The sequence below is a fragment of the Gottfriedia luciferensis genome (assembly GCF_002156865.1).
Lineage (GTDB): Bacteria > Bacillota > Bacilli > Bacillales > Bacillaceae_G > Gottfriedia > Gottfriedia luciferensis.
The window spans coordinates 1-22,704 of sequence record NZ_NCTA01000045.1 but is presented as its reverse complement, the minus strand read 5'-3'; the positions used below and the strand labels follow the sequence as shown (position 1 = coordinate 22,704).

General features: G+C 34.2%; 20 protein-coding genes, 2 tRNA genes, 2 rRNA genes and 2 riboswitches. Of the genes, 19 read left to right on the top strand and 5 right to left on the bottom strand.

Going from position 1 to position 22,704, the window contains the following annotated elements:
- The 8 genes from B7R67_RS19140 to tsaD form a co-directional block, all read left to right on the top strand.
- A 23S ribosomal RNA gene (locus tag B7R67_RS19140) occupies positions 1–250 on the top strand; the annotation flags it as partial.
- Positions 251–305: 55 nt separating this feature from the next.
- Positions 306–421: ribosomal RNA gene (rrf, locus tag B7R67_RS19135) — 5S ribosomal RNA — on the top strand.
- A gap of 43 nt (positions 422–464) precedes the next feature.
- Positions 465–541, top strand: a tRNA-Met gene (locus tag B7R67_RS19130).
- A gap of 3 nt (positions 542–544) precedes the next feature.
- Positions 545–620, top strand: a tRNA-Asp gene (locus B7R67_RS19125).
- Positions 621–853: 233 nt separating this feature from the next.
- Positions 854–1,321 carry a tRNA (adenosine(37)-N6)-threonylcarbamoyltransferase complex ATPase subunit type 1 TsaE gene (gene tsaE / locus B7R67_RS19120; RefSeq protein WP_088072585.1) on the top strand — a complete coding sequence of 156 codons (468 nt, stop codon included), beginning with the start codon at positions 854–856 and terminating at the stop codon, positions 1,319–1,321.
- Positions 1,302–1,994, top strand: a complete 693-nt coding sequence (tsaB, locus tag B7R67_RS19115; protein WP_088072584.1) for a tRNA (adenosine(37)-N6)-threonylcarbamoyltransferase complex dimerization subunit type 1 TsaB — start codon at positions 1,302–1,304, stop codon at positions 1,992–1,994. Before tsaE ends, tsaB begins: the two co-directional genes overlap by 20 nt.
- A 9-nt stretch (positions 1,995–2,003) precedes the next feature.
- Entirely contained in the window at positions 2,004–2,456 is a 453-nt protein-coding gene (rimI, locus tag B7R67_RS19110; RefSeq protein WP_088072583.1) for a ribosomal protein S18-alanine N-acetyltransferase, read from the top strand.
- Positions 2,453–3,478, top strand: a complete 1,026-nt coding sequence (gene tsaD / locus B7R67_RS19105; RefSeq protein WP_088072587.1) for a tRNA (adenosine(37)-N6)-threonylcarbamoyltransferase complex transferase subunit TsaD — start codon at positions 2,453–2,455, stop codon at positions 3,476–3,478. The genes rimI and tsaD overlap by 4 nt, the downstream gene beginning before the upstream one ends.
- Before the next feature lie 217 nt (positions 3,479–3,695).
- Here tsaD and B7R67_RS19100 read toward each other — a convergent pair whose 3' ends face one another.
- Positions 3,696–5,621 (bottom strand): ABC-F family ATP-binding cassette domain-containing protein, encoded by a 1,926-nt coding sequence (locus B7R67_RS19100; RefSeq protein ID WP_088072582.1) that lies wholly within the window; start codon positions 5,619–5,621, stop codon positions 3,696–3,698.
- A 161-nt stretch (positions 5,622–5,782) separates the two neighbouring features.
- On the opposite strand from B7R67_RS19100, the gene B7R67_RS19095 reads away from it, so the two are divergent.
- Positions 5,783–6,409 carry a redox-sensing transcriptional repressor Rex gene (locus B7R67_RS19095; RefSeq protein ID WP_088072581.1) on the top strand — a complete coding sequence of 209 codons (627 nt, stop codon included), beginning with the start codon at positions 5,783–5,785 and terminating at the stop codon, positions 6,407–6,409.
- Positions 6,410–6,482: 73 nt separating this feature from the next.
- Here the strand turns inward: B7R67_RS19095 and B7R67_RS19090 are convergent, their stop codons facing one another.
- The gene (locus tag B7R67_RS19090) at positions 6,483–7,163 is read right to left on the bottom strand and encodes a CPBP family intramembrane glutamic endopeptidase (RefSeq protein ID WP_088072580.1); all 681 of its coding nucleotides are present in this window, start codon (positions 7,161–7,163) and stop codon (positions 6,483–6,485) included.
- Positions 7,164–7,649: 486 nt separating this feature from the next.
- Between B7R67_RS19090 and groES the strand changes: the two genes are divergently transcribed.
- Both groES and groL read left to right on the top strand, forming a co-directional pair.
- Positions 7,650–7,934 (top strand): co-chaperone GroES, encoded by a 285-nt coding sequence (gene groES, locus B7R67_RS19085; protein WP_025672094.1) that lies wholly within the window; start codon positions 7,650–7,652, stop codon positions 7,932–7,934.
- 57 nt (positions 7,935–7,991) lie between these two features.
- Entirely contained in the window at positions 7,992–9,617 is a 1,626-nt protein-coding gene (gene groL / locus B7R67_RS19080; RefSeq protein ID WP_088072579.1) for a chaperonin GroEL, read from the top strand.
- A gap of 759 nt (positions 9,618–10,376) precedes the next feature.
- Here the strand turns inward: groL and B7R67_RS19075 are convergent.
- Positions 10,377–11,228, bottom strand: a complete 852-nt coding sequence (locus tag B7R67_RS19075; RefSeq protein ID WP_088072578.1) for an ATP-dependent DNA ligase — start codon at positions 11,226–11,228, stop codon at positions 10,377–10,379.
- A 214-nt stretch (positions 11,229–11,442) separates the two neighbouring features.
- Here B7R67_RS19075 and B7R67_RS19070 point away from each other — a divergent pair, with 214 nt between their 5' ends.
- Both B7R67_RS19070 and B7R67_RS19065 read left to right on the top strand, forming a co-directional pair.
- Complete coding sequence (locus B7R67_RS19070) at positions 11,443–11,847, top strand: hypothetical protein (RefSeq protein ID WP_088072577.1); 405 nt, start codon at positions 11,443–11,445, stop codon at positions 11,845–11,847.
- 270 nt (positions 11,848–12,117) lie between these two features.
- Entirely contained in the window at positions 12,118–12,879 is a 762-nt protein-coding gene (locus B7R67_RS19065) for a peptidoglycan recognition protein family protein (RefSeq protein ID WP_088072576.1), read from the top strand.
- Positions 12,880–12,954: 75 nt separating this feature from the next.
- On the opposite strand, the gene B7R67_RS19060 is transcribed toward B7R67_RS19065, so the two are convergent.
- Positions 12,955–13,275 (bottom strand): DMT family transporter, encoded by a 321-nt coding sequence (locus B7R67_RS19060; protein ID WP_088072575.1) that lies wholly within the window; start codon positions 13,273–13,275, stop codon positions 12,955–12,957.
- A 1-nt stretch (position 13,276) separates the two neighbouring features.
- The gene (locus B7R67_RS19055; protein WP_088072574.1) at positions 13,277–13,624 is read right to left on the bottom strand and encodes a DMT family transporter; all 348 of its coding nucleotides are present in this window, start codon (positions 13,622–13,624) and stop codon (positions 13,277–13,279) included.
- A gap of 298 nt (positions 13,625–13,922) precedes the next feature.
- Positions 13,923–14,025, top strand: a riboswitch (purine riboswitch).
- Positions 14,026–14,167: 142 nt separating this feature from the next.
- Here B7R67_RS19055 and guaA point away from each other — a divergent pair.
- From guaA to B7R67_RS19025, 6 genes are all read left to right on the top strand, one after another.
- A complete protein-coding gene (guaA, locus tag B7R67_RS19050; RefSeq protein ID WP_407920412.1) occupies positions 14,168–15,703 on the top strand; it encodes a glutamine-hydrolyzing GMP synthase in 1,536 nt (511 codons plus the stop codon).
- A 107-nt stretch (positions 15,704–15,810) separates the two neighbouring features.
- A riboswitch (purine riboswitch) is annotated at positions 15,811–15,909 on the top strand.
- 172 nt (positions 15,910–16,081) lie between these two features.
- Positions 16,082–17,410: an NCS2 family permease gene (locus B7R67_RS19045; RefSeq protein ID WP_088072586.1), complete on the top strand. Its 1,329-nt coding sequence runs from the start codon at positions 16,082–16,084 to the stop codon at positions 17,408–17,410.
- Positions 17,411–17,516: 106 nt separating this feature from the next.
- Positions 17,517–18,074 (top strand): glycerol-3-phosphate responsive antiterminator, encoded by a 558-nt coding sequence (locus B7R67_RS19040; RefSeq protein ID WP_088072572.1) that lies wholly within the window; start codon positions 17,517–17,519, stop codon positions 18,072–18,074.
- Between the two features lie 327 nt (positions 18,075–18,401).
- Positions 18,402–19,226 carry an MIP/aquaporin family protein gene (locus tag B7R67_RS19035; RefSeq protein WP_088072571.1) on the top strand — a complete coding sequence of 275 codons (825 nt, stop codon included), beginning with the start codon at positions 18,402–18,404 and terminating at the stop codon, positions 19,224–19,226.
- An 18-nt stretch (positions 19,227–19,244) separates the two neighbouring features.
- Positions 19,245–20,735: a glycerol kinase GlpK gene (gene glpK / locus B7R67_RS19030; RefSeq protein ID WP_088072570.1), complete on the top strand. Its 1,491-nt coding sequence runs from the start codon at positions 19,245–19,247 to the stop codon at positions 20,733–20,735.
- A 130-nt stretch (positions 20,736–20,865) separates the two neighbouring features.
- Positions 20,866–22,551 carry a glycerol-3-phosphate dehydrogenase/oxidase gene (locus B7R67_RS19025; RefSeq protein ID WP_088072569.1) on the top strand — a complete coding sequence of 562 codons (1,686 nt, stop codon included), beginning with the start codon at positions 20,866–20,868 and terminating at the stop codon, positions 22,549–22,551.
- Positions 22,552–22,704: the final 153 nt, after the last annotated feature.

Here is a 22,704-nt window from a genome sequence, read left to right as displayed (position 1 = left end):
CTTAGTACGAGAGGACCGGGATGGACACACCGCTGGTGTACCAGTTGTTCTGCCAAGAGCATGGCTGGGTAGCTATGTGTGGAAGGGATAAGTGCTGAAAGCATCTAAGCATGAAGCCCCCCTCAAGATGAGATTTCCCATAGCGTTAAGCTAGTAAGACCCCTGAGAGACGATCAGGTTGATAGGTCAGAGGTGGAAGCGTGGTGACACGTGGAGCTGACTGATACTAATCGGTCGAGGACTTAACTAACAAGTTTGATAATGACATTATCTAGTTTTGAGGGTACGAAGTACAACTCAATCAATCAGGTGATTATTGCGAAGAGGTCACACCCGTTCCCATACCGAACACGGCAGTTAAGCTCTTCAGCGTCGATGGTAGTTGGGGGTTTCCCCCTGTGAGAGTAGAACGTCGCCTGGTTTTAATTTTTTTATGGATCTAAATTAATTTATATCCACAATATCGCGGGGTGGAGCAGTCTGGTAGCTCGTCGGGCTCATAACCCGAAGGTCGCAGGTTCAAATCCTGTCCCCGCAACCAAATGGTCCCGTGGTGTAGCGGTTAACATGCCTGCCTGTCACGCAGGAGATCGCCGGTTCGATCCCGGTCGGGACCGCCATACATACGATTCTTAAAACGAAACAACGCCTTGTTTCGTTTTTTTTATTATATTAAGAATTACCAAGAAAATTAGTAGAGAAAGTATTATTTATATCATAAAGATGTAAGTGATTGTTTCTTTTCTTATACTATTCAAATTGATATTACCGTTTGACATCTGCTTAATGTTTTGAAATGATATAATATGGCAAAGTTAGATATAGATTAGTTAGAATTTTGGTGGTGAAATAATTGGAAGTTGTTTTACATACGAATACTGAGGAAGAAACACAAGAAATAGCTTTTTTCCTTGGACAACTAGTACAACAAAAAGATGTAGTATTATTAGAAGGAGATCTTGGTGCTGGTAAGACAACCTTTACAAAAGGATTTGCAAAAGGCCTTGGTGTTAAAAGAACTGTAAATAGTCCTACATTTAATATTATTAAAGAATATAAAGGTAGAATTCCTTTATATCATATGGACGTTTATCGATTAGAAGGTAGTAATGAAGATTTAGGATTTGATGAGTATTTTATGGGTGAAGGTGTTTGTGTTGTAGAATGGGCTCATTTAATTTCAGATTTCTTACCAAATGAATTCTTAAAAATAATAATTACTCATGAAGAAGATGGTAGGATGATTACACTTATTCCTAAAGGAAATAGGTACGAATTTATTTGTAAGGAGCTAATTAGTAATGACCGTTTTAGCAATTGATACATCTACAAATGTTATGGGCATCAGTCTAATAAAAGAACAATCTGTAATTGGTGAAACAATTACATTTATTAATAAAAATCATTCTGTCCGATTAATGCCAGCAATAAATAGCTTAATGGAAGAATGTAATATAAAGCCTAAAGAACTATCTAAAATAGTTGTTGCAAAAGGACCAGGATCTTATACCGGTGTAAGAATTGGTGTAACGGTAGCGAAAACATTAGCATTTACTTTAAAAATTCCTATTATTGGTGTTTCAAGTTTAAAAGTTTTGGCTGCAAATGGTCGTTATTTTAATGGTCTAGTTTGTCCGATTTTTGATGCGAGACGTAATTTATTGTTTACAGGACTATATGATTTTAGAGGCCCTATTTCTAAAAGTATTATAGAAGATTGCAATATAGATCGTAGTATTTGGATTGAAAAACTTAAATCTTATAATGAACAAATTTTATTTATTGGAAATGATGTAGCAATCCATAAAGAGTTTATTATTGAAAACTTAAAAGAGAAAGCTGTTTTTGTTAAAGATAATATGAATAACCAGAGACCTAGTGAACTATTTAATTGTAGTTTGGAAGAAAATGAAGAATCAGTACATGATTTTGTACCAGAATACTTAAGGTTGTCAGAAGCAGAAGCTAATTGGCTAGCAAGCCAAGAAAAGTAGGAGGATATGATGATCTCATCGGTTGCTTTTCGAATCATGAAAGAAGAAGATTTAGATCAAATAATGGTAATAGAAAAAGAATCATTTGCAACACCATGGACATATGATGCCTTTTATAATGAACTATATTCGAATCAATTTGCTCATTATGTAGTTGCAGAAGTGGATGAAAAAATCATTGGTTACTGTGGACTGTGGGTAATTATTGACGAAGGACATATTACGAATATAGCTATTTTACCGGATTATCGAGGAGTAGGTCTTGGCGAAAAGTTACTACGTGCAGTAATGGAAACTGCTAAAGGTCTAGGTGCAGAAACTTTAACATTAGAAGTAAGGGTGTCAAATCATGTGGCAAAAGGATTGTATCGAAAGTTAGGATTCCAAGATGGTGGAATTCGAAAAAGCTACTATACAGATAATTTTGAGGATGCATTGGTTATGTGGGTGAATTTAAAATGATAAATAATGAAAAGAGTTTAATTCTTGCGATCGAAACAAGTTGCGACGAAACATCTGCAGCTGTCATAAGAAATGGAAATGAAATTTTAAGTAATGTAGTATCAACTCAAATCGATATACATAAACGATTTGGTGGAGTAGTTCCTGAGGTTGCTTCGAGATTACATGTTGAACAAATTACTTTAGTTATTGAAGAAGCTATGACTCAAGCACATGTAGATTATGAAGATTTAGCAGCCATTGCGGTAACTGAAGGACCAGGATTGGTAGGGGCGCTACTAATTGGGGTAAACGCTGCCAAAGCCATTGCGTTTGCACATGGATTACCACTTATAGGAGTTCATCATATTGCGGGGCATATTTACGCTAATCAATTAGTACAGGCTCTACAATTTCCATTATTAGCTTTAGTTGTCTCAGGTGGGCATACAGAGCTAGTTTATATGAAGGATGATGGTCATTTTGAGGTAATAGGTGAAACAAGGGATGATGCTGCTGGTGAGGCTTATGATAAAGTGGCTAGAACGCTTAAATTACCTTATCCTGGTGGCCCTCATATCGATCGTTTAGCACATGAAGGAACTGCTACTATTCCTTTTCCAAGAGCTTGGTTAGAGGAAGGAAGCTATGATTTTAGCTTCAGTGGATTGAAATCTGCAGTTATTAATTATATGCATAACGCAGAACAAAGAGGAGAAGATATATCTCCAGCCGATGTTGCCGCAAGTTTTCAAGAGAGTGTTGTAGAAGTAATCGTTTCAAAAACAATTAAGGCTGCAAAAGAGTATGAAGTTAAGCAAGTATTACTAGCTGGGGGAGTAGCAGCTAATAAAGGTTTAAGAGCATCGTTACAAAAAGAAATGAGTATTTTTACTGATAAAGAACTTATTATTCCACCACTTTCTCTTTGTACTGATAATGCTGCCATGATTGGCGCAGCTGCATTTATTCGATTAAAACAAGGGAAATTAGGTAATTTGGCACTAAACGGGAATCCGGGCTTAGATTTAGAAGATATGTAAGAAGTACTTATTCACAGTTTTGTTATAAACATGTGGATAAGTACTTTTTATTTGTTAAAAACTTATTAAACGTTGTGCACAATATTGTGTATAAAAAGAGTAGCCAACTGTGGATAATGTGCATAAACCTGTGTAAAAGCTAAAAATTAACTAAGTACTTGTGGATAAAAATGTAGATAAGAAAAACGGATAGCTTGAAGCATATCCGTTTTAATTACTACTCTTGTAAGTTTTCCCATTCTTCCATTAGGTCAATTAACATAGCTTCTATATCATTTTTCTTACTTGTTAACACTTGTACTAATTGGAAGTCACCGTATACTTCTGGCTTACATAATTCGAGTTCAATCGTTTCAATCTCAAGTTCACATTTTGAGATATTACTCTCAATTTCCTCGATCCGACGCTGAGTTTGGCGAATTTTTTTCTTCAATTCTTTGTCTTGTTGATAATCAGATAGTGGTTGAGCATTTTGGGAAACTTGTGTTAATGTGCTCTCTTTTTCAGCTTGTTCTTTTTCAAACGCTTCGTTTTTCTTGAATTGATAATAGTCATAATCGCCTAAATAAATGGTTAATCCTTCTTTTGCTAGTTCAAAAGTTTTTGTGGATAATCTGTTCATAAAATAACGATCATGAGAAACGAATAAAATTGTACCAGGGTAATCTAATAATGCGTTCTCTAAAACTTCTTTACTATCCAAATCTAAATGGTTTGTAGGTTCATCTAGGATTAAGAAGTTAGCTTTTTTCATCATAAGTTTAGCTAAAGCAAGTCGTGCTTTTTCTCCACCACTTAGTGAAGATACAATTTTCGTTACATCATCACCTGAAAATAAAAAATTACCTAAAATTGTTCGTATTTCCTGTTCAGATTTTAAAGGATAATCATCCCAAAGTTCGTCTAAAACTCTTTTATTTGACGTTAGCTTTGCTTGCTCTTGGTCATAGTAACCTATGAAGACATTTGCGCCGAAATTAATATTTCCCTGTAATTTTTCTAAATCTCCGATAATAGTTTTGAGTAAAGTAGATTTTCCAACACCGTTTGGACCTACTAAAGCAACACTATCTCCTCGATTTAACACAAATCTCATTGGTTGATCGATGGTAGGAATTCGATTATAACCGATATATAAATCTTGAACAGAAAGAACATCATTTCCGCTTTGTTTTTCAATTGTAAAAGAAAAATTAGCAGATGACTCATCTCCAAGAGGTTTATCTAGTCTTACCATTTTATCTAATTGTTTTCTACGACTTTGAGCTCTTTTTGTAGTTGAAGCTCTGGCGATATTTCGTTGAACAAAATCTTCAAGCTTAGAAATTTGTTCTTGTTGTTTCTCAAAAAGCTTTAATTCCTGCTCATATTGAGCAGCCTTAAGCTCAAGGTATTTACTATAGTTACCAACAAATCGTTGATGTTTATGATTTGATATCTCGTAGACGACATTAACAACTTGATCAAGGAAATAACGATCATGAGAAACAATTAACACAGCACCAGGATAGGACTGCAAATAACGCTCTAACCAGCTAAGTGTATCAATATCCAAGTGATTGGTAGGCTCGTCCAGAATTAGTAAATCAGGTTTCGTTAACAATAGTTTACCTAAAGCTAGTCTTGTTTTTTGTCCGCCGCTTAAAGAAGCAATTTTTGATTCATAATCTTCATTACTAAAACCTAAACCACTAATGATTGATCGAATATCTGCTTCGAATTGGTAACCACCGTTTTCTTTGAATGTAAATTGAAGATGGTCATATTCATTCATAACCTTGTCATAAATAGCTTGGTTAGAATAAACATCTTCCTGTGTCATTTTCAATTCTAATTTTCTCATATTGTTCTGCATTTCAACTAAATGATCAAATACAGAATAATATTCTTCCCAAATTGTTTTGTCACTTTGTAAACCAGAGTTTTGGGCTAGATAACCGATCGAAACATCTTTAGGTTTAATGATTTCTCCACCATCATATGATATTTCACCAGCAATTATCTTTAATAATGTAGATTTTCCGGCACCATTTCGTCCAACAATTGCAACCCGATCGTTTGTCTGAACTTCTAATTTTATATTTGAAAGAATAACGTCGCTACCAAAATACTTCGAGACATTATTAACTTGTAAAAGGATCATGGATAACACCTCATTGCAAAATTTTTTATCTAATAAACTGTATACTGTCAAAAATCCAAAATATAGTGTATATTTTACATTAGAACAAGTACTTTATTACTAAAATAAAGTCAAATTACACACCATAGTAAAAAGAATTACAGTAAGTGGGGGATTAAAAAATGGATTCGGAACAAATTAAAATTCCACAAGCTACTGCTAAACGTCTACCTTTATATTACCGTTTTATAAAGAATTTGTCTTTATCTGGTAAACAAAGAGTTTCTTCAGCAGAGTTAAGTGAAGCAGTGAAGGTAGATTCGGCTACGATTAGAAGAGATTTTTCATATTTTGGAGCATTAGGTAAAAAAGGTTATGGATATAATGTTAATTATTTATTGACCTTTTTCTCGAAAGCGCTTAACCAACATGAAGTTATGAAGGTAGCCTTGATTGGTGTAGGTAATTTAGGAACTGCATTTTTACATTATAATTTTATAAAGAATAACAATACGAAAATTGAAATGGCATTTGATATTGATCCAAATAAAATTGGAACTGAAATCGGTGGCGTACCAGTTTATAATCTCGATAATCTAGAAGATATTATGAATGATGAAATTCAAATTGTTATATTAACCGTTCCTGCACCAGTAGCTCAATCGATTGCAGATCGATTAAACGGAAAAAATATTCGAGGAATCTTAAATTTTACTCCTGCTCGAATTAGTGTACCAGAACATATACGTATCCATCATATTGATTTGGCTGTTGAACTACAAACACTTGCATATTTTTTACAGCAGTAAATATAAAACAAAAACCCCCAATCATTTGGGGGTTTTTGTGTGTAGACAAAGTCCTATTTATCTGATTTTCTTATTAATGTAAGCTACTAAAGTTAATTTGTTGAAACACAACAAATGAGTTCATAAGCATATGCGTTAACATAGGAACTAAAATAGAATTCGTTCGCTTATATAGGTAACAAAATACAAAGCCAATCAAAAAGTAAGATAAAAAGAATGGTAAATCTCCGTGCATAAAAGCAAATAAAACCGAACTGATTATTGCAGAAACGGTAAATGGTAGCCGTTTATAAAGGCTTTTAAATAGAATCCGACGGAATACAATTTCTTCTAAAATTGGCGCAATCAGGCTTGGTATAATTATAAATGCTGGGTTAAGCTTAGCGATTTTCAATATGTTATGAGTGTTTTCTGAGCCTTGATGTAGATTGAACACATAGATTAAAATTAAATTGCAAATAATTTGAGTTAGCATTGTGATAAAGTACCCTAGCACGACCCAATTAATTATTTTACGATAATTTGAAGAAAGATTCTTAAATCCTTCGTAAATTGGTTTATGTAATAAGATTAAAATAATAATTAGTCCTGTTATGAAACTAATACATCCCCATAGTGCTACAGCCTCAAGAGAAGCCGTTTTCCGATCAACTCCAACATATAGATTACTATTTAATAAATAGGGAACACCAAATACTGCTGAATATTGAATAATGACGTACGTTAATAAAATCCATAAATCTCTAGTTTTCAATACGATAGCTCCTTTGTGTTGATATTGTTCAGAACCCAAAGGTTTATAACAACATGTACATTATTTTACTCGTTTCTTATGTTTCTTAAAAGAAATTTTCAATTTTTATTTTAATTCTTAATTTATCTGGAAGGCTATTTTTTAATAAATTATTGCTTTAGCAAGCCTTTGCCTGGGCTATTGTAAAGAAGTATAGATGCAAGATAGTATAGAAGGTCAGACAGGCAAGGATGAAAAGCTCATACTAAAGGTAGCCAGCCTACAGATAATAAGCATCTTTAAATGGAAATCAACTAATCACGTCCTAAATAACAACAAAGATTACGTAAATATTCTAAAAGTGAAAACTTAATAAAATTCGACAAGAAAAGTGCCTGCTTCGGACTTGCAAAATGTTTTGATATTATTTAAACTATTAATTGTGTTAGCACTCAATATTAATGAGTGCTAAAAAATAATGATTAGATTATTGAGGAGGTATTACGCATGTTAAAGCCATTAGGTGATCGTGTTGTAATTGAGCTTGTTGAGTCTGAAGAAAAAACTGCTAGTGGTATCGTGTTACCAGGTAGTGCACAAGAAAAGCCACAAGAAGGCAAAGTTGTTGCAGTAGGTACTGGCCGAGTACTTGAAAATGGTGAGCGCGTTGCTTTAGAAGTATCTGTAGGTGACCGCATTATCTTCTCTAAATACTCTGGTACAGAAGTTAAGTATGGTGGTACTGAATACTTAGTACTTCGTGAAAACGATATTCTTGCAATCATAGGCTAATAAAATAAAAATACTTAAATAAAAAAATGATTTTTAAATTTTAAGGAGGTCATTTAGATGGCAAAGGACATTAAGTTTGGTGAAGAAGCACGTCGCGCAATGCTACGTGGTGTAGACGCTTTAGCTGATGCTGTAAAAGTAACTTTAGGACCAAAAGGACGTAACGTAGTTCTTGAGAAAAAATTCGGTTCTCCATTAATTACAAATGATGGTGTTACGATCGCAAAAGAAATCGAATTAGAAGATGCATTCGAAAACATGGGTGCAAAATTAGTAGCAGAAGTTGCTAGCAAAACGAACGAAATTGCTGGGGACGGTACAACTACTGCAACAGTTTTAGCGCAAGCTATGATCCGTGAAGGTCTTAAAAACGTAACTGCTGGAGCTAATCCAATGGGTATCCGTAAAGGTATCGAAAAAGCAGTTGCTGTAGCAATCGAAGAATTAAAAGCAATCTCTAAACCAATCGAAGGTAAAGAGTCAATTGCACAAGTTGCTGCAATTTCTTCAGCAGATCCAGAAGTTGGACAATTAATTGCTGAAGCTATGGAACGCGTTGGTAACGATGGTGTAATTACACTTGAAGAATCAAAAGGTTTCACAACTGAATTAGAAGTAGTAGAAGGTATGCAATTTGACCGTGGATACTCTTCACCATATATGGTAACAAATTCAGAGAAAATGGTTGCTGAATTAGAAAACCCATACATTTTAATTACAGATAAAAAAGTAACAAATATCCAAGAAATCTTACCAGTACTTGAGCAAGTTGTTCAACAAGGTAAGCCACTTTTAATCATTGCTGAGGATGTTGAAGGTGAAGCACAAGCAACAATCATCGTAAACAAATTACGTGGTACATTCAATGCTGTAACTGTAAAAGCTCCTGGTTTTGGTGACCGTCGTAAAGCAATGCTAGAAGATATCGCTATCTTAACTGGCGGTGAAGTGATTACAGAAGAATTAGGATTAGATCTTAAAACAACTAGTATCGCTCAATTAGGTCGTGCTTCTAAAGTTGTAGTAACAAAAGAAAACACTACAATCGTTGAAGGTGCTGGTGAAACTGAAGCGATCCAACGTCGTATTGGTGTAATTCGTGCTCAATTAGAAGAAACTACTTCTGAATTCGATCGCGAAAAATTACAAGAGCGTTTAGCTAAATTAGCTGGCGGTGTAGCAGTAATTAAAGTTGGTGCTGCAACTGAAACTGAATTAAAAGAACGCAAATTACGTATTGAAGATGCATTAAACTCTACACGTGCTGCAGTTGAAGAAGGTATTGTAGCTGGTGGTGGTACTGCATTAATGAGCGTATTCAATAAAGTAGCTTCTATCGAAGCAGAAGGTGATGTAGCAACAGGTATCAACATCGTATTACGTGCACTTGAAGCTCCAGTTCGCCAAATCGCAACAAATGCTGGTTTAGAAGGATCAGTAATTATCGAGAAATTAAAGAGTGCTGAAGTAGGCGTTGGTTTCAATGCTGCTAACGGTCAATGGGTAAACATGATCGAAGAAGGTATCGTTGATCCAACTAAAGTTACTCGTTCTGCACTTCAAAATGCAGCATCTGTTTCTGCAATGTTCTTAACAACAGAAGCAGTAGTAGCTGACCTACCTGAGAAAAATGCTCCAGCAATGCCTGACATGGGCGGCATGGGCATGGGCGGCATGATGTAATAAAGAAGTAAAAAACCCTTGAAATTTCAAGGGTTTTTTCTTTTGTAAATGGAATATAAAAGATTATTTTTACCATTTACACTCTTAATTTAAAGTCTTTTTTTATGTTAATTGTTTATATTTTACAAAAGACATTTTCAAAAAATGTTTTATTAAATTAATAGTATAGAGTATTTATAGATATTGATTGGAGTGGAAGGTGCGAGACTCCTATGAGAGTATCGGGAAGGGTGAGACAAGTTAAGATCAGGAAAGGCAGGAAAACTAAAGGACATCTCTTTTTCTCCCTTCTCCTGCTTTTCCTTGTTCCTGCTCTTAAGAAAGCGAGCATCTTGTAACGGAAATCAACATTTTTTACATACAATAAAAAAAGAAATCCTTATAGAACAAATTAGCACACAACAATATTGACCAAATATCATTTAAAATTGTATATTTTACCTACTAATAGAAAAATATTTAATGAATATTCCATTTGAATTATGCAGAAAATCTCCGATGAATAAAATAAATAGGGTTGCAATTATAGTAATTAATAATTAATTTTAAGGATGATTTAGATGAATATTGGTTTATATAGGGGATGCCTTTTTGGTCTACTGTTTTCTCTACCTTTTTGGTTATTCTTGTTATGGCTTATATATAAATAGATATCTGTAAAAAAATATCCCCTTCAAGTAAGGAAATAATGGAATAACCATTCAAATACCTGTTACTTTAAAGGGGAATATTTGTGAACTTTTTAGATAGATATTTTTACTAAACGATAAAGTCATGAAATGTTGGATCAATTAATTCTCCGTTATTTAATTGCCCTCTACTTTTTATCATACATCGAACAAAAGGCTCGACATATACATAATTTTTATCTTCGTTCGTTTTGATATGTTTTGTAATACTAAAAAATGCTTTTTTCTGCCCAGTATTCATTCCGAACTCGACAATTCCTACATTTACATATTCATTATTTTTCAATTCTGAGATTAATAATCCCATTCCTTGTTTTTTATAGCCTGTAATAAAGTAGCTATCGTATCTCCAGTTAATTATTTTTAACCAATTCAGTGATCGATGTGCTGGTATATATGTAGAATCTTTGGATTTTGCAACGATACCTTCTAACCCTAGAGTTTTTATTTGTTCAAAAAACATTTTACCTTCAGATTCAATAAAAAAACTTTTTTTGATTGATTGTTGATCAACTAGTGTTTCTGAAAGAATTTTTTTTCTATACCATAATGGTTCTTTCATTAAGTTGTTATTTTGATGACGTAAAATATCAAATACGACAAAAGTTAAAGGAAACTGTTTGCTTCCTTGTAATATTTTATTATCTTGTATCAAACTTACTCGATTTGTAACTGCCTCAAAGTCTTCTTTGCCATCAATATAACAAACTAATTCACCGTCTAAGTAACAATCATCTAAATCGATATTGTCGAGTTCAGGAATTCTTTCCGTTATCTCTGTACCATTTCGATTAAAAAGTTTATTCTTTCCATTTTGCCTTTCAAGCATCATACGAACACCATTTGATTTCAATTCAAAATAATGATGATTAGAGTCAAACGGTTTATCAGCATTTTGTAATAGCATCGGTTCAATAAACATTTTTTAATTCGCTATCATGATTGTTGCTCTTCAACATAATCAAGATTCCTTTCTTTTTTATAAAGTTTGATATTTAGAAAATATCAAGCGTAGTCGATCTTTTAATTTAGCTTCCACTTGTTAATTTACTTTTATTTCTTCTATATTTCAAGTCATAACTTGTCTTATTTCTCAATAAGATAAAATAACTTCTTATGAAAAGTGGTGATTAGGAATGGGGAGAAAAAATAATTATAAAATTACGGAACCTATGTTAAATGAATACTATGATTTGAGTCAAAAAAAGAAGGAAATCGAAAATCAACTTGATGAATTACAAAAGGTTTTTCATGGTTTTTTTGATCACCAGGTAGGTGAGTACGAAAAAGGCGAACTAATTCTTAATAACTTAAAGCTAGAGCGAATCATAAGAAAAAAAGAGAAATACGATGAAGAGATGACAGTTAATAAATTAGAAGAATTAAATTTATCTGACCTAATCCAAATTGTTAAAAAGCCTGATGGGGATAAGATAAAATCCGCAATAAATTTGGGTCTTTTAAATGAAAAGGATTTAGAAGGATGTATATCCGTAAACTCATCACAAGCAATTTATGTTAAGCCACTTAAAAATAAATAATTTACATAATAAATTCTAAGGGGAGATAAAACTCTCCTTCTTTTATTACATTAAGAAAGTATTAATTTGCAGCAGTGTAGAAAACATGACGTAGTTGCCAATTTTAGGGATTAAGTATAAGTGTAACGAACCTCTGTCTCGCCAATCGGCGAGTTTTCTTTTTTTGTAACGATTTTATCCTTTCCGAATATTTTATTAGTATGCATGTCCAAGAAGGCAAAAGAGTGCATGGAAATCGGACATGTTTAAATATTGAAGGGAGAGTTAAAATTGACGGCATGGAGAAATAACTTTATTTCGATGAACAAATATACTAGGCCATCAATAAAATTAAAAGAAGTTAGAAAAATTGTACTACATTGGACAGCTAATCCGGGGGCGAGTGCGGAAAGTCATCAAAGATATTTTAATGGTAATGCTATAAAGAATAAAACGTATGCATCAGCTCATATATTTGTAGATGGCAAAGAAGCGATTTGTATAATCCCTTTAGATGAGGTCGCTTATCATGCGAATGATCATTATGAACGAAATAGTAGTGGAACAGTATACAGAGGCATACCTGAATTAGAACCAAATGCAAATAAACTTTCTATAGGTGTTGAAATGTGTGTGGAAAAAGACGGAACTATTTCACAAGCAACAATTTCCCGTACTGTTAAAGTAATTGCTGAGTTATGTAAAATGTTTAAGTTAAATGCAAATGATATAGTCAGACACTATGATATTACTCATAAACCTTGTCCAAAACCCTTCGTTGACCATCTTGAACGTTTTAACGAGTTTAAAGAACAAGTTAATGCGATATTAAATCCTCCGATAAAAAATCCGCAAAATGAAATACCTTACCCTGGCATATTAAAAGCAGGTTCAAAAGGTGACTCTGTGAAAAAGGTACAACAAAAACTTAATGTAACAACAGATGGAATTTTTGGACCGATTACCGAAAGAGCGGTTAAACAATATCAAGAAAGTAGTGGACTAGCTGTTGATGGTATTGTTGGTAAGGCTACTTGGAGTAAGTTGTTTTAATAAATGGTAATAAACGATAAATTCATTCATAAAACAAAAAATCCCTATTTCTCAATGAATTAGGGATTTTTTATACTAGTGAGGAGATATGATTTTTAATCCAATAACTGAACCGATGACTAATGTGATAAAGAACAATCTTTTCCAATCACGTGATTCATTAAAAAACATCATTCCAATTAATACAGAGCCAGCGGCACCTATTCCAGTCCAAATGGTATAACCAGTACCGACTGGGATAACTTTTAAAGCGATTGATAGTAAGAAAAAGCTTATACATCCAGATGCGATACACAAAATAGAGTAAGTAAGCTTTTTAAAATTATTTGATAGCTTCATAAAGATTACAAATCCTACTTCACCTATACCTGCTATAAATAAATATAACCATTCCATTTTATGCAGCACCTCCTTTATCTTCTTCTTTATCGTTTGACGATAATTTTAGGCCAATAATTCCTGATAAAAGGATTAAAACTAAAATGATTTTTAATAATGAAGCTGTTTCATTTAAAAATAGCATTCCTATAATAACTGTCCCAGCAGCACCGATACCCGTAAATACCGCATAGGCTGTTCCAATCGGTATATCTCTAATTGATTTTGAAAATAAATAAAAGCTGAATATAATCCCAGCTATTGTAAAAATTGTAGGCATTATATTTGTAAAACCTTCTGAGTATTTAAGACCGAATGCCCATGCGATTTCAGATATCCCTGCAATGATTAAATAGATCCAACTCATAAAATAACACTCCCTCCTTAGTGACTGAACAATAAAAAAAGTGTTCAAGTTGTCTTGAACCTTTTTCGTAATTCCTCCTTAATTTGGATAAGGAGCCATTGGTTATAACCAATCTTTTTTTAGAATTCTAAAAAGGTAAACTAGTTAACAAATCCCAAACTACCTACCGTTCGTTAGTTAAACTTTACACTATAATCTTACTCATTTCAAGATATAATGATTTTAAAAAAATAATTTTTTTTTAATGCGATGAAATAACTTGACCGAAAAATTATACGTGTTAGAATGAGACAATAATACAATATTCGTCATTATTCTTCATATATCCTCGACAATATGGGTCGAGAGTCTCTACCGGGGTGCCGTAACATGCCCTGACTATGAAGGCAGCCTGACTTTTTTATCAAGTCTGATTTTCTGCCTTCTTATACGTATTTACGTATTTATTATAGGAGAAAATCGGCTTTTTTTTGTTTATTTTGGGAAAAATAGTATCAGTACAACTGATACGTTAATTCAATAACTATAGATGAGGTGACCGCTTTGCAACAACATGACACAATTGTGGTATTAGATTTTGGAAGTCAATATAACCAACTTATTGCCCGCCGTATCCGTGAGTTCGGCGTTTATAGTGAATTACGTCCTCATACAATCACTGCTGAGGAAATTAAACAAATGGGCGCTAAAGGGATTGTTTTCTCTGGTGGACCTAACAGTGTATATGGAGAAAATGCATTTTTCTGTGACGAAGCTATTTTTGATTTAAATATTCCAATTTTAGGAATTTGTTACGGAATGCAGTTAATGACGCATCATTTTGGTGGAACTGTTGCTAGAGCTGACCAACGTGAATACGGAAAAGCTGAATTAAACATTCAAAATCCTTCAGCATTATTAAAAGACCTACCTTCAGACCACGTAGTTTGGATGAGCCATGGCGATAAAGTAACTCAACAACCAGAAGGATTTGTTGTAGATGCAACAAGTGCTTCATGTCCAATCGCTTCAATGAGTAATGAAGCTAAAAAAATGTATGGTGTACAATTCCATCCAGAGGTTCGTCATTCTGAATACGGAAATGATCTATTAAAGAATTTCGTATTCAATATTTGTGAATGTGAAGCGAACTGGTCAATGAAAAACTATATTGAAGTTGAACTAGAAAATATTCGTAAAACAGTTGGCGACAAAAAAGTACTTTGCGCACTAAGTGGTGGAGTAGATTCTTCAGTAGTTGCTGTATTAATTCACAAAGCAATTGGAGATCAATTAACATGTATCTTCGTTGATCATGGTTTATTACGTAAAGATGAAGCTGAAGGCGTTATGAAGACGTTTAGCGAAGGCTTCAACATGAATGTAATTAAAGTAGACGCTAAAGAGCGTTTCTTAAGCAAACTAGCTGGCGTTTCTGACCCAGAAGAAAAACGTAAGATTATCGGTAATGAATTCATCTATGTATTCGATGATGAAGCAGCTAAGTTAGAAGGTATGGACTTCTTAGCTCAAGGAACACTTTATACAGATATTATTGAGAGCGGTACTGCAACAGCTCAAACAATCAAATCACATCATAATGTTGGTGGATTACCAGAAGACATGCAATTCACGTTAATCGAGCCTTTAAATACATTATTTAAAGACGAAGTACGTGCAGTTGGAAGTGAACTAGGTATTCCTGATGCAATCGTATGGAGACAACCATTCCCAGGACCAGGTCTAGGTATTCGTGTATTAGGCGAAATCACTGATCAAAAACTTGAAATTGTTCGTGAATCAGATGCGATTTTACGTGAAGAAATTGCTTTAGCTGGTTTAGATAAAGAAATTTGGCAATATTTCACAGTATTACCTGACATCCGTAGTGTTGGTGTAATGGGTGACGAACGTACTTATGATTACACAGTTGGTATTCGTGCAGTTACTTCTATTGATGGAATGACTGCTGACTGGGCACGTATCCCATGGGATGTCCTTCAAAAAATCTCAACTCGTATTGTAAATGAAGTAAAACACGTAAACCGTATCGTTTATGATGTAACTAGTAAGCCACCTGCAACAATTGAGTGGGAATAAACTAAAAAATGGAAAAAACGAACGAAAACGAACATTTTATAAAAAATGTTCGTTTTTTTTATTGACATTAACAAAATCTAATTGTAAGATAAGGATGTAAATTAAATAAATAATTTGTCATAACTTGTCGTATAAGCTAGTGAATATGGACTAGCGTCTCTACCCGCCACCGTAAATGGCGGACTACGAAGTAATGATTTCTGTTAATTATTAACCTATTATTTTGTTATTATTCTACTATTATAGGGTTAGTAATAAACGGAATGAAACTGCTCGTGATAGGCGCTTTTACCATTGTGTAAAAGTGCCTTTTCTATTTTATACAATAGAGACCGACTTTTAAGACTTTAAACTTAGGAGGATCACATGAAAGAACGCATCAGTAATTATTTTGAGTTCAACAAGTTAGGCACATCATATCGTCAAGAAACAATTGCTGGATTAACAACATTCTTAGCAATGGCTTATATATTGTTCGTAAATCCATCAATTTTATCTTTATCAGACATAAAAGATTTCCCAGAAGCGTTAAGAATGAATAAAGAAGCGATCTTTGTTGCAACATCTTTAGCAGCAGCTTACGGTTCCATTTTGATGGGGATTTATGCTAAATATCCGATTGCTTTAGCACCAGGGATGGGATTAAATGCATTCTTCGCATTTAATGTTGTTTTAGGAATGGGTATTCCTTGGCAAACAGCACTTGCTGGAGTATTTGTATCAGGTATTATCTTTATTATTCTTTCATTAACAGGTCTTCGTGAACAAATTATAAATGCAATTCCAATTGAGTTGAAATTAGCAATTGGTAGTGGTATTGGTTTCTTTATTACATTTGTTGGTTTAAAAAATTCAGGTATTATTGTAAGTAATCCAGCTACATTTGTTTCTCTTGGTAAATTAAATGAACCTGCTGTATTATTAACGATTTTTGGATTAGTAATCACAGTTGTTTTAATGGCTAGAAAAATTAAAGCTGGCGTATTTTTAGGTATGATTATCACTGCTATCGCTGGAATGATTTTCGGAATTATCGATTTACCGTCTTCAGTTGTAGGACCAGTTCCAAGTATAGCTCCAACATTCGGTGAAGCAATTAAACATATTCCAGATGTTTTTTCTTCAGGTAAAATGTTTGCTGTAGTTTTAACTTTCTTTATTGTAGATTTCTTTGATGCGACTGGTACATTAGTTGCTGTTGCGAATCAAGCAGGTTTATTAAAAGAAAACAAGCTTGAAAGAGCTGGAAAAGCGCTAATGGTTGATGCTACAGCTGTAGTAGTTGGTTCAACTCTTGGTACAAGCACGACTACTTCATATATCGAGTCAACTGCTGGTGTTGCTGCTGGCGGACGCACTGGATTCTCTGCAGTAATTACTGGAATCTTATTCTTATTAGCATTATTCTTCGCTCCACTGTTAGGTGTAGTAACTGCAGCGGTAACTTCACCTGCATTGATCGTAGTCGGAGTTTTGATGGTTTCATCTATTGGTCAAATCGATTGGAAAAAGTTTGAGATTGCTGTTCCTGCATTTTTTACAATTATCGCAATGCCATTAACTTATAGTATCGCAACAGGTATCGCAGTTGGATTCATATTCTATCCAATTTCAATGCTTGCTGCTGGAAAAGCGAAAAAAATTCATCCTGTTATGTATGTGTTGTTTGTAGTATTCATCTTATTCCTAGCGAAGTTCAGAGAGTAGAAATTAAATTAAAAAAAAGTCTGTACAAGAAAATTCTTTCATTGTACAGACTTTTTTTTATATATTGTGTACTATAAAAGTATTAAATTTTATAGGGGTATTATTGATGGATTTTCACGAGCAAAAAATTCTACCAGCGGTTAGGAAAATAAAGGATTTAGAGAAATTATTAACTACTTCGTATAAATATATTGTTATTTTAGATATTCATATCGGGCAATTGAGAAGTGTAGTTTCTCTTGCTAAGCAACATGGAAAGAAAGTATTTTTACACGTCGACCTGATACATGGTTTACAAAGCGATGGGCATGCAGCGGAATTTCTTTGTCAAGAATACAAACCAGATGGATTGCTTTCTACAAAATCCAATGTAATTTTAAAGGCTAAGCAAAAAGGGGTTATTGCCATCCAACGAATCTTTTTGATTGATTCTGGAGCCATGGAAAAAAGTTTATTGTTATTAGAAAAAACAAAACCTGATTACATAGAGGTGTTACCAGGAGCACTTACGAATGTTATTGCAGAGGTAAAAGAAAGAACTGGTATACCTATTTTAGCTGGCGGATTTATTCGAACTATTGAAGAGGTAGATGCGGCTTTAAATGCTGGTGCTACAGCAATTACCACATCGGATAAAGACTTATGGAAAAAATTTCTAAAATAATGGCAAAAATGTGAAAAATCTTGTTGACACCGCTTTCAATTGGGGTTAGCATAAAAGACAAGTTAATAAACGTGACGGAGAAATGAAGAGATCCACAATTAATTGTTTCTATTTATTAATAGAAACTGATTGATTGTGGGTCTTTTTGTTTTTTGGCTCAGTTAAATAGGTTGCTATGCACTAATATCATGCTCATTATCTCAATACTACTTTTCATTAAATCAACAGCTTATTTTAACAGAGCTTTTATTAAAAAGAATGGCCATTCGATTTATGATCGATCACGAAAAAACTTAATTTTAAACTGAATGTGGATGGAGTGAAATTATGTCAGCATTTTTAGGGGAATTAATTGGAACTGCTTTGCTAATTGTTTTAGGTGGAGGAGTCTGTGCAGGTGTAAGTTTGAAAAAATCTTTTGCTAAGGATTCAGGTTGGATCGTAATAACTCTTGGATGGGGTTTAGCAGTTGCAATGTCTGTTTATGCAGTAGGAAGTATTAGCGGAGCTCATTTAAATCCAGCTGTTACATTAGGTTTAGCTTTTAAAGGCTCATTTCCATGGAGTAAAGTACCTGAATACATTGGAGCACAAATGATTGGTGCTATGATTGGAGCAACAATTGTTTATTTACATTACCTACCGCATTGGAAAGAAACAGAAGATCCTGGAACAAAATTAGGTGTATTTGCAACTGGTCCTGCGATACCTAATACATTTGCAAATCTTTTAAGTGAATTGATTGGAACGTTCATTTTAGTGTTTGGTATTTTAGCTATTGGTTCAAATAAATTTGCAGACGGTTTAAACCCTTTTATCGTAGGTTTCTTAATTGTCAGCATTGGTTTATCATTAGGTGGGACAACTGGTTATGCAATTAATCCAGCGCGTGATTTAGGACCTCGCATTGCACACTTTTTACTACCTATTCCTGGTAAGGGCGGTTCGAATTGGAAATATGCTTGGATTCCAGTTGTTGGGCCAATATTAGGAGGGTCACTTGCAGGATTATTCTACCAAATTATTTTTGAAGGAAAGCATAACTCTGCAATTATTTATGTAGGAATTGTAACAGTGGGTATTTTAATAGTTTCTTATATGACAAGTAAAAAGAGTCAAAGTCATACAAATAATAGAAAAGTAGTAGCTTAATGAGGAGATGGGACGATTATGAATAAATACATTCTTTCTTTAGACCAAGGTACAACAAGTTCTCGTGCAATTTTATTTAATAAAGATGGCAAAATAGTACATGTTGCACAAAAAGAATTTACGCAGCATTTTCCAAAGCCAGGCTGGGTTGAGCATAATGCACAAGAAATTTGGGGATCAATTTTAGCTGTTATTGCTACTTGCTTAAGTGAAGCAGATGTAAAACCTGAGCAAGTTGCAGGTATAGGAATTACTAATCAACGTGAAACAACAGTTGTGTGGGACAAAACAACTGGAAAACCAATCTATAATGCAATCGTATGGCAGTCACGTCAAACGAGTGAGATATGTGATGATTTAAAAGAAAAAGGCTATGGAGAGATTGTTCATGAAAAAACAGGTCTTTTAATTGATGCCTATTTCTCTGGAACAAAAGTTAAGTGGATTTTAGATAATGTTGAAGGTGCAAGAGAGAAAGCAAATCGTGGTGAATTGTTATTTGGAACAATTGATACATGGCTTGTTTGGAAATTATCTGGAGGCAATGTACATGTTACGGATTATTCAAATGCATCGCGTACATTAATGTATAACATTCATGAATTAAGATGGGATGAAGAACTACTTGAAATGTTAACGGTACCTAAAAATATGCTTCCAGAGGTAAGATCATCTTCTGAAGTATATGGTCATACTGTTGACTACCATTTCTTTGGTCAAAATGTACCGATTGCAGGGATAGCTGGTGACCAACAAGCTGCGTTATTTGGTCAAGCTTGCTTTGGCGAAGGAATGGCTAAAAACACTTACGGTACTGGTTGTTTTATGTTAATGAATACTGGTGAAAAAGCGGTGAAATCTAACCATGGCTTATTAACAACAATTGCATGGGGCCTAAATGGAAAAGTTGAATATGCATTAGAAGGAAGTATTTTCGTTGCCGGTTCTGCTATTCAATGGTTACGTGATGGAATGCGTATGTTTAAGGATGCTAGTAAAAGTGAGGAGTATGCAACAAGAGTTGAATCGACGGATGGGGTTTATATCGTACCTGCATTTGTTGGTCTAGGTACTCCTTATTGGGATAGTGAAGTGCGTGGAGCAGTATTCGGATTAACTCGTGGAACAACGAAGGAACATTTTATTCGTGCAACACTGGAAGCGTTAGCATACCAAACAAAAGACGTTTTATGTGCAATGGAAGCTGATTCTGGTATTGAACTAAAAACATTACGCGTGGATGGAGGAGCAGTTAAGAACAATTTCTTAATGCAATTCCAAAGTGATTTATTAGATGTTCCAGTTGAACGTCCTGAAGTAAATGAAACAACCGCTTTAGGAGCAGCTTATTTAGCTGGTTTAGCTGTTGGGTATTGGGAAAATCAAGAAACAATCTCAAAACAATGGAATATGGATAAAAGATTTAAACCAGAAATGCAAGATGAAAAAAGAGAAGAACTATACAGTGGTTGGAAAAAAGCAATTGAAGCAACAAAAGCTTTTAAATAACATAGTATAGTGTTAGAATAAAAACAAGTTAATATATCGGTAGGAGATTTAGAGAGACCACAACACGCTATAGAAGAATGTCTATAGTGATGTTTGTGGTCTCTTTTTTCGTATTTAAGGAGGAGAAACCATGAAATTTTCAGGTACACTACGAAAAGATGTCTTAAAAACAGTAAATAAAACAGAATTAGATGTGATCGTAATCGGTGGAGGTATTACTGGAGCGGGTATTGCTTTAGATGCTACTACACGTGGATTATCAACAATCGTAATTGAAATGCAAGACTTTGCAGCAGGTACATCGAGTCGTTCAACTAAGCTTGTACATGGTGGATTACGATACTTAAAACAATTAGAAGTAAAAATGGTAGCAGAAGTTGGGAAAGAACGTGCCATTGTTTACGAAAATGGTCCACACGTAACAACTCCTGAGTGGATGTTATTACCTTTTCATAAAGGTGGTACATTTGGTGCATTTAGTACATCAATAGGATTAAGAGTTTATGATTTTCTTGCAGGTGTAAAAAGAAGTGAACGTAGAAAAATGTTTAACCGTGAACAAACGATCGAAAAAGAGCCACTTGTAAAACAAGATGGGTTAAAAGGTGGCGGATACTACGTAGAGTACCGCACAGATGATGCTAGGCTAACAATTGAAGTAATGAAAGAAGCGATTGCTCATGGGGCAAAAGCAGTGAACTATGCGAAAGTGGATGGTTTCTTATATAAAGACGGTAAAGTTTGTGGTGTAATTGTCGTTGATTTATTAGACGGAGAAGTGTATGAAGTATACGGTAAAAAAATTGTAAATGCAGCGGGACCGTGGGTTGACTCACTACGTGAAATGGATCATTCAAAGAGAGGTAAAGTATTACAGCTATCTAAAGGTGTCCATTTAGTGATTGATCATAGTCGATTCCCACTCGGTCAAGCAATTTATTTTGATACACCAGATGGGCGTATGGTATTTGCGATTCCTCGAGATGGAAAGACATATGTAGGTACAACAGATACATTTTATAATGAAGATGCTACAAAACCACAAATGACGAATGAAGATTGCAACTATATTATCAATGCAATCAATTATATGTTTCCAACAGTAAACATCTCGAAAACGGATATCGAATCAAGTTGGGCAGGAGTACGTCCTTTAATATATGAAGAAGGGAAAAGTGCATCCGAAATTTCACGTAAAGATGAAATTTGGACTTCAAACTCTGGTTTAATTACGATTGCTGGTGGAAAGTTAACCGGATATCGTAAAATGGCCGAAACGGTGATCGACTATGTAACTGAATTACTAAAAAAGGAAGGCTACAATGGTAACTATATAAAAAGTAAGACAAAACATATGCCTATCTCTGGTGGGCATGTAGGTGGAGCATCCCAATTTTCTAAATATATTTCTGAAAAGACCAAAGAAGGAATTAAGTATGATTTGTCAAAAGATCAAGCTGAACGTTTTACAAAATTTTATGGATCCAATGTTGATCTGCTATTTCAGTTAGCAAGTCAACATAAAATGGAAGCAAAACAATATAATTTGCCTATAGATGTCTTTGTACCACTTGTATATGCAATAGACTTTGAGATGGTTGTAAAACCAATCGACTTTTTTATACGCCGTACTGGTGCATTGTTCTTTAATATTCATTGGGTATATGAATGGAAAGACGCAGTAATTGAATTTATGTCAATAAAGCTAAAGTGGAGTAAAGAGCAAAAAGCAAGATACACTACTGAGTTAAATCAAGCATTAGTAGAAGCAGTAAAACCAATTGGTAAAATAAAAAAGAATGCAACTTTAGCATAAGTCTGAAAGGATGCTTCATGAAGAAGCATCCTTTCAGACTGCCCGCCAAACGCTCGCTTTCTTCGGTGTTTCGCCTGCTGAGCGGTACTCATTACCGAATATGGGTAACGCCGCTCCTTATCAGGCTTCGCGCCTCGAAAGACAAGCGTTTTC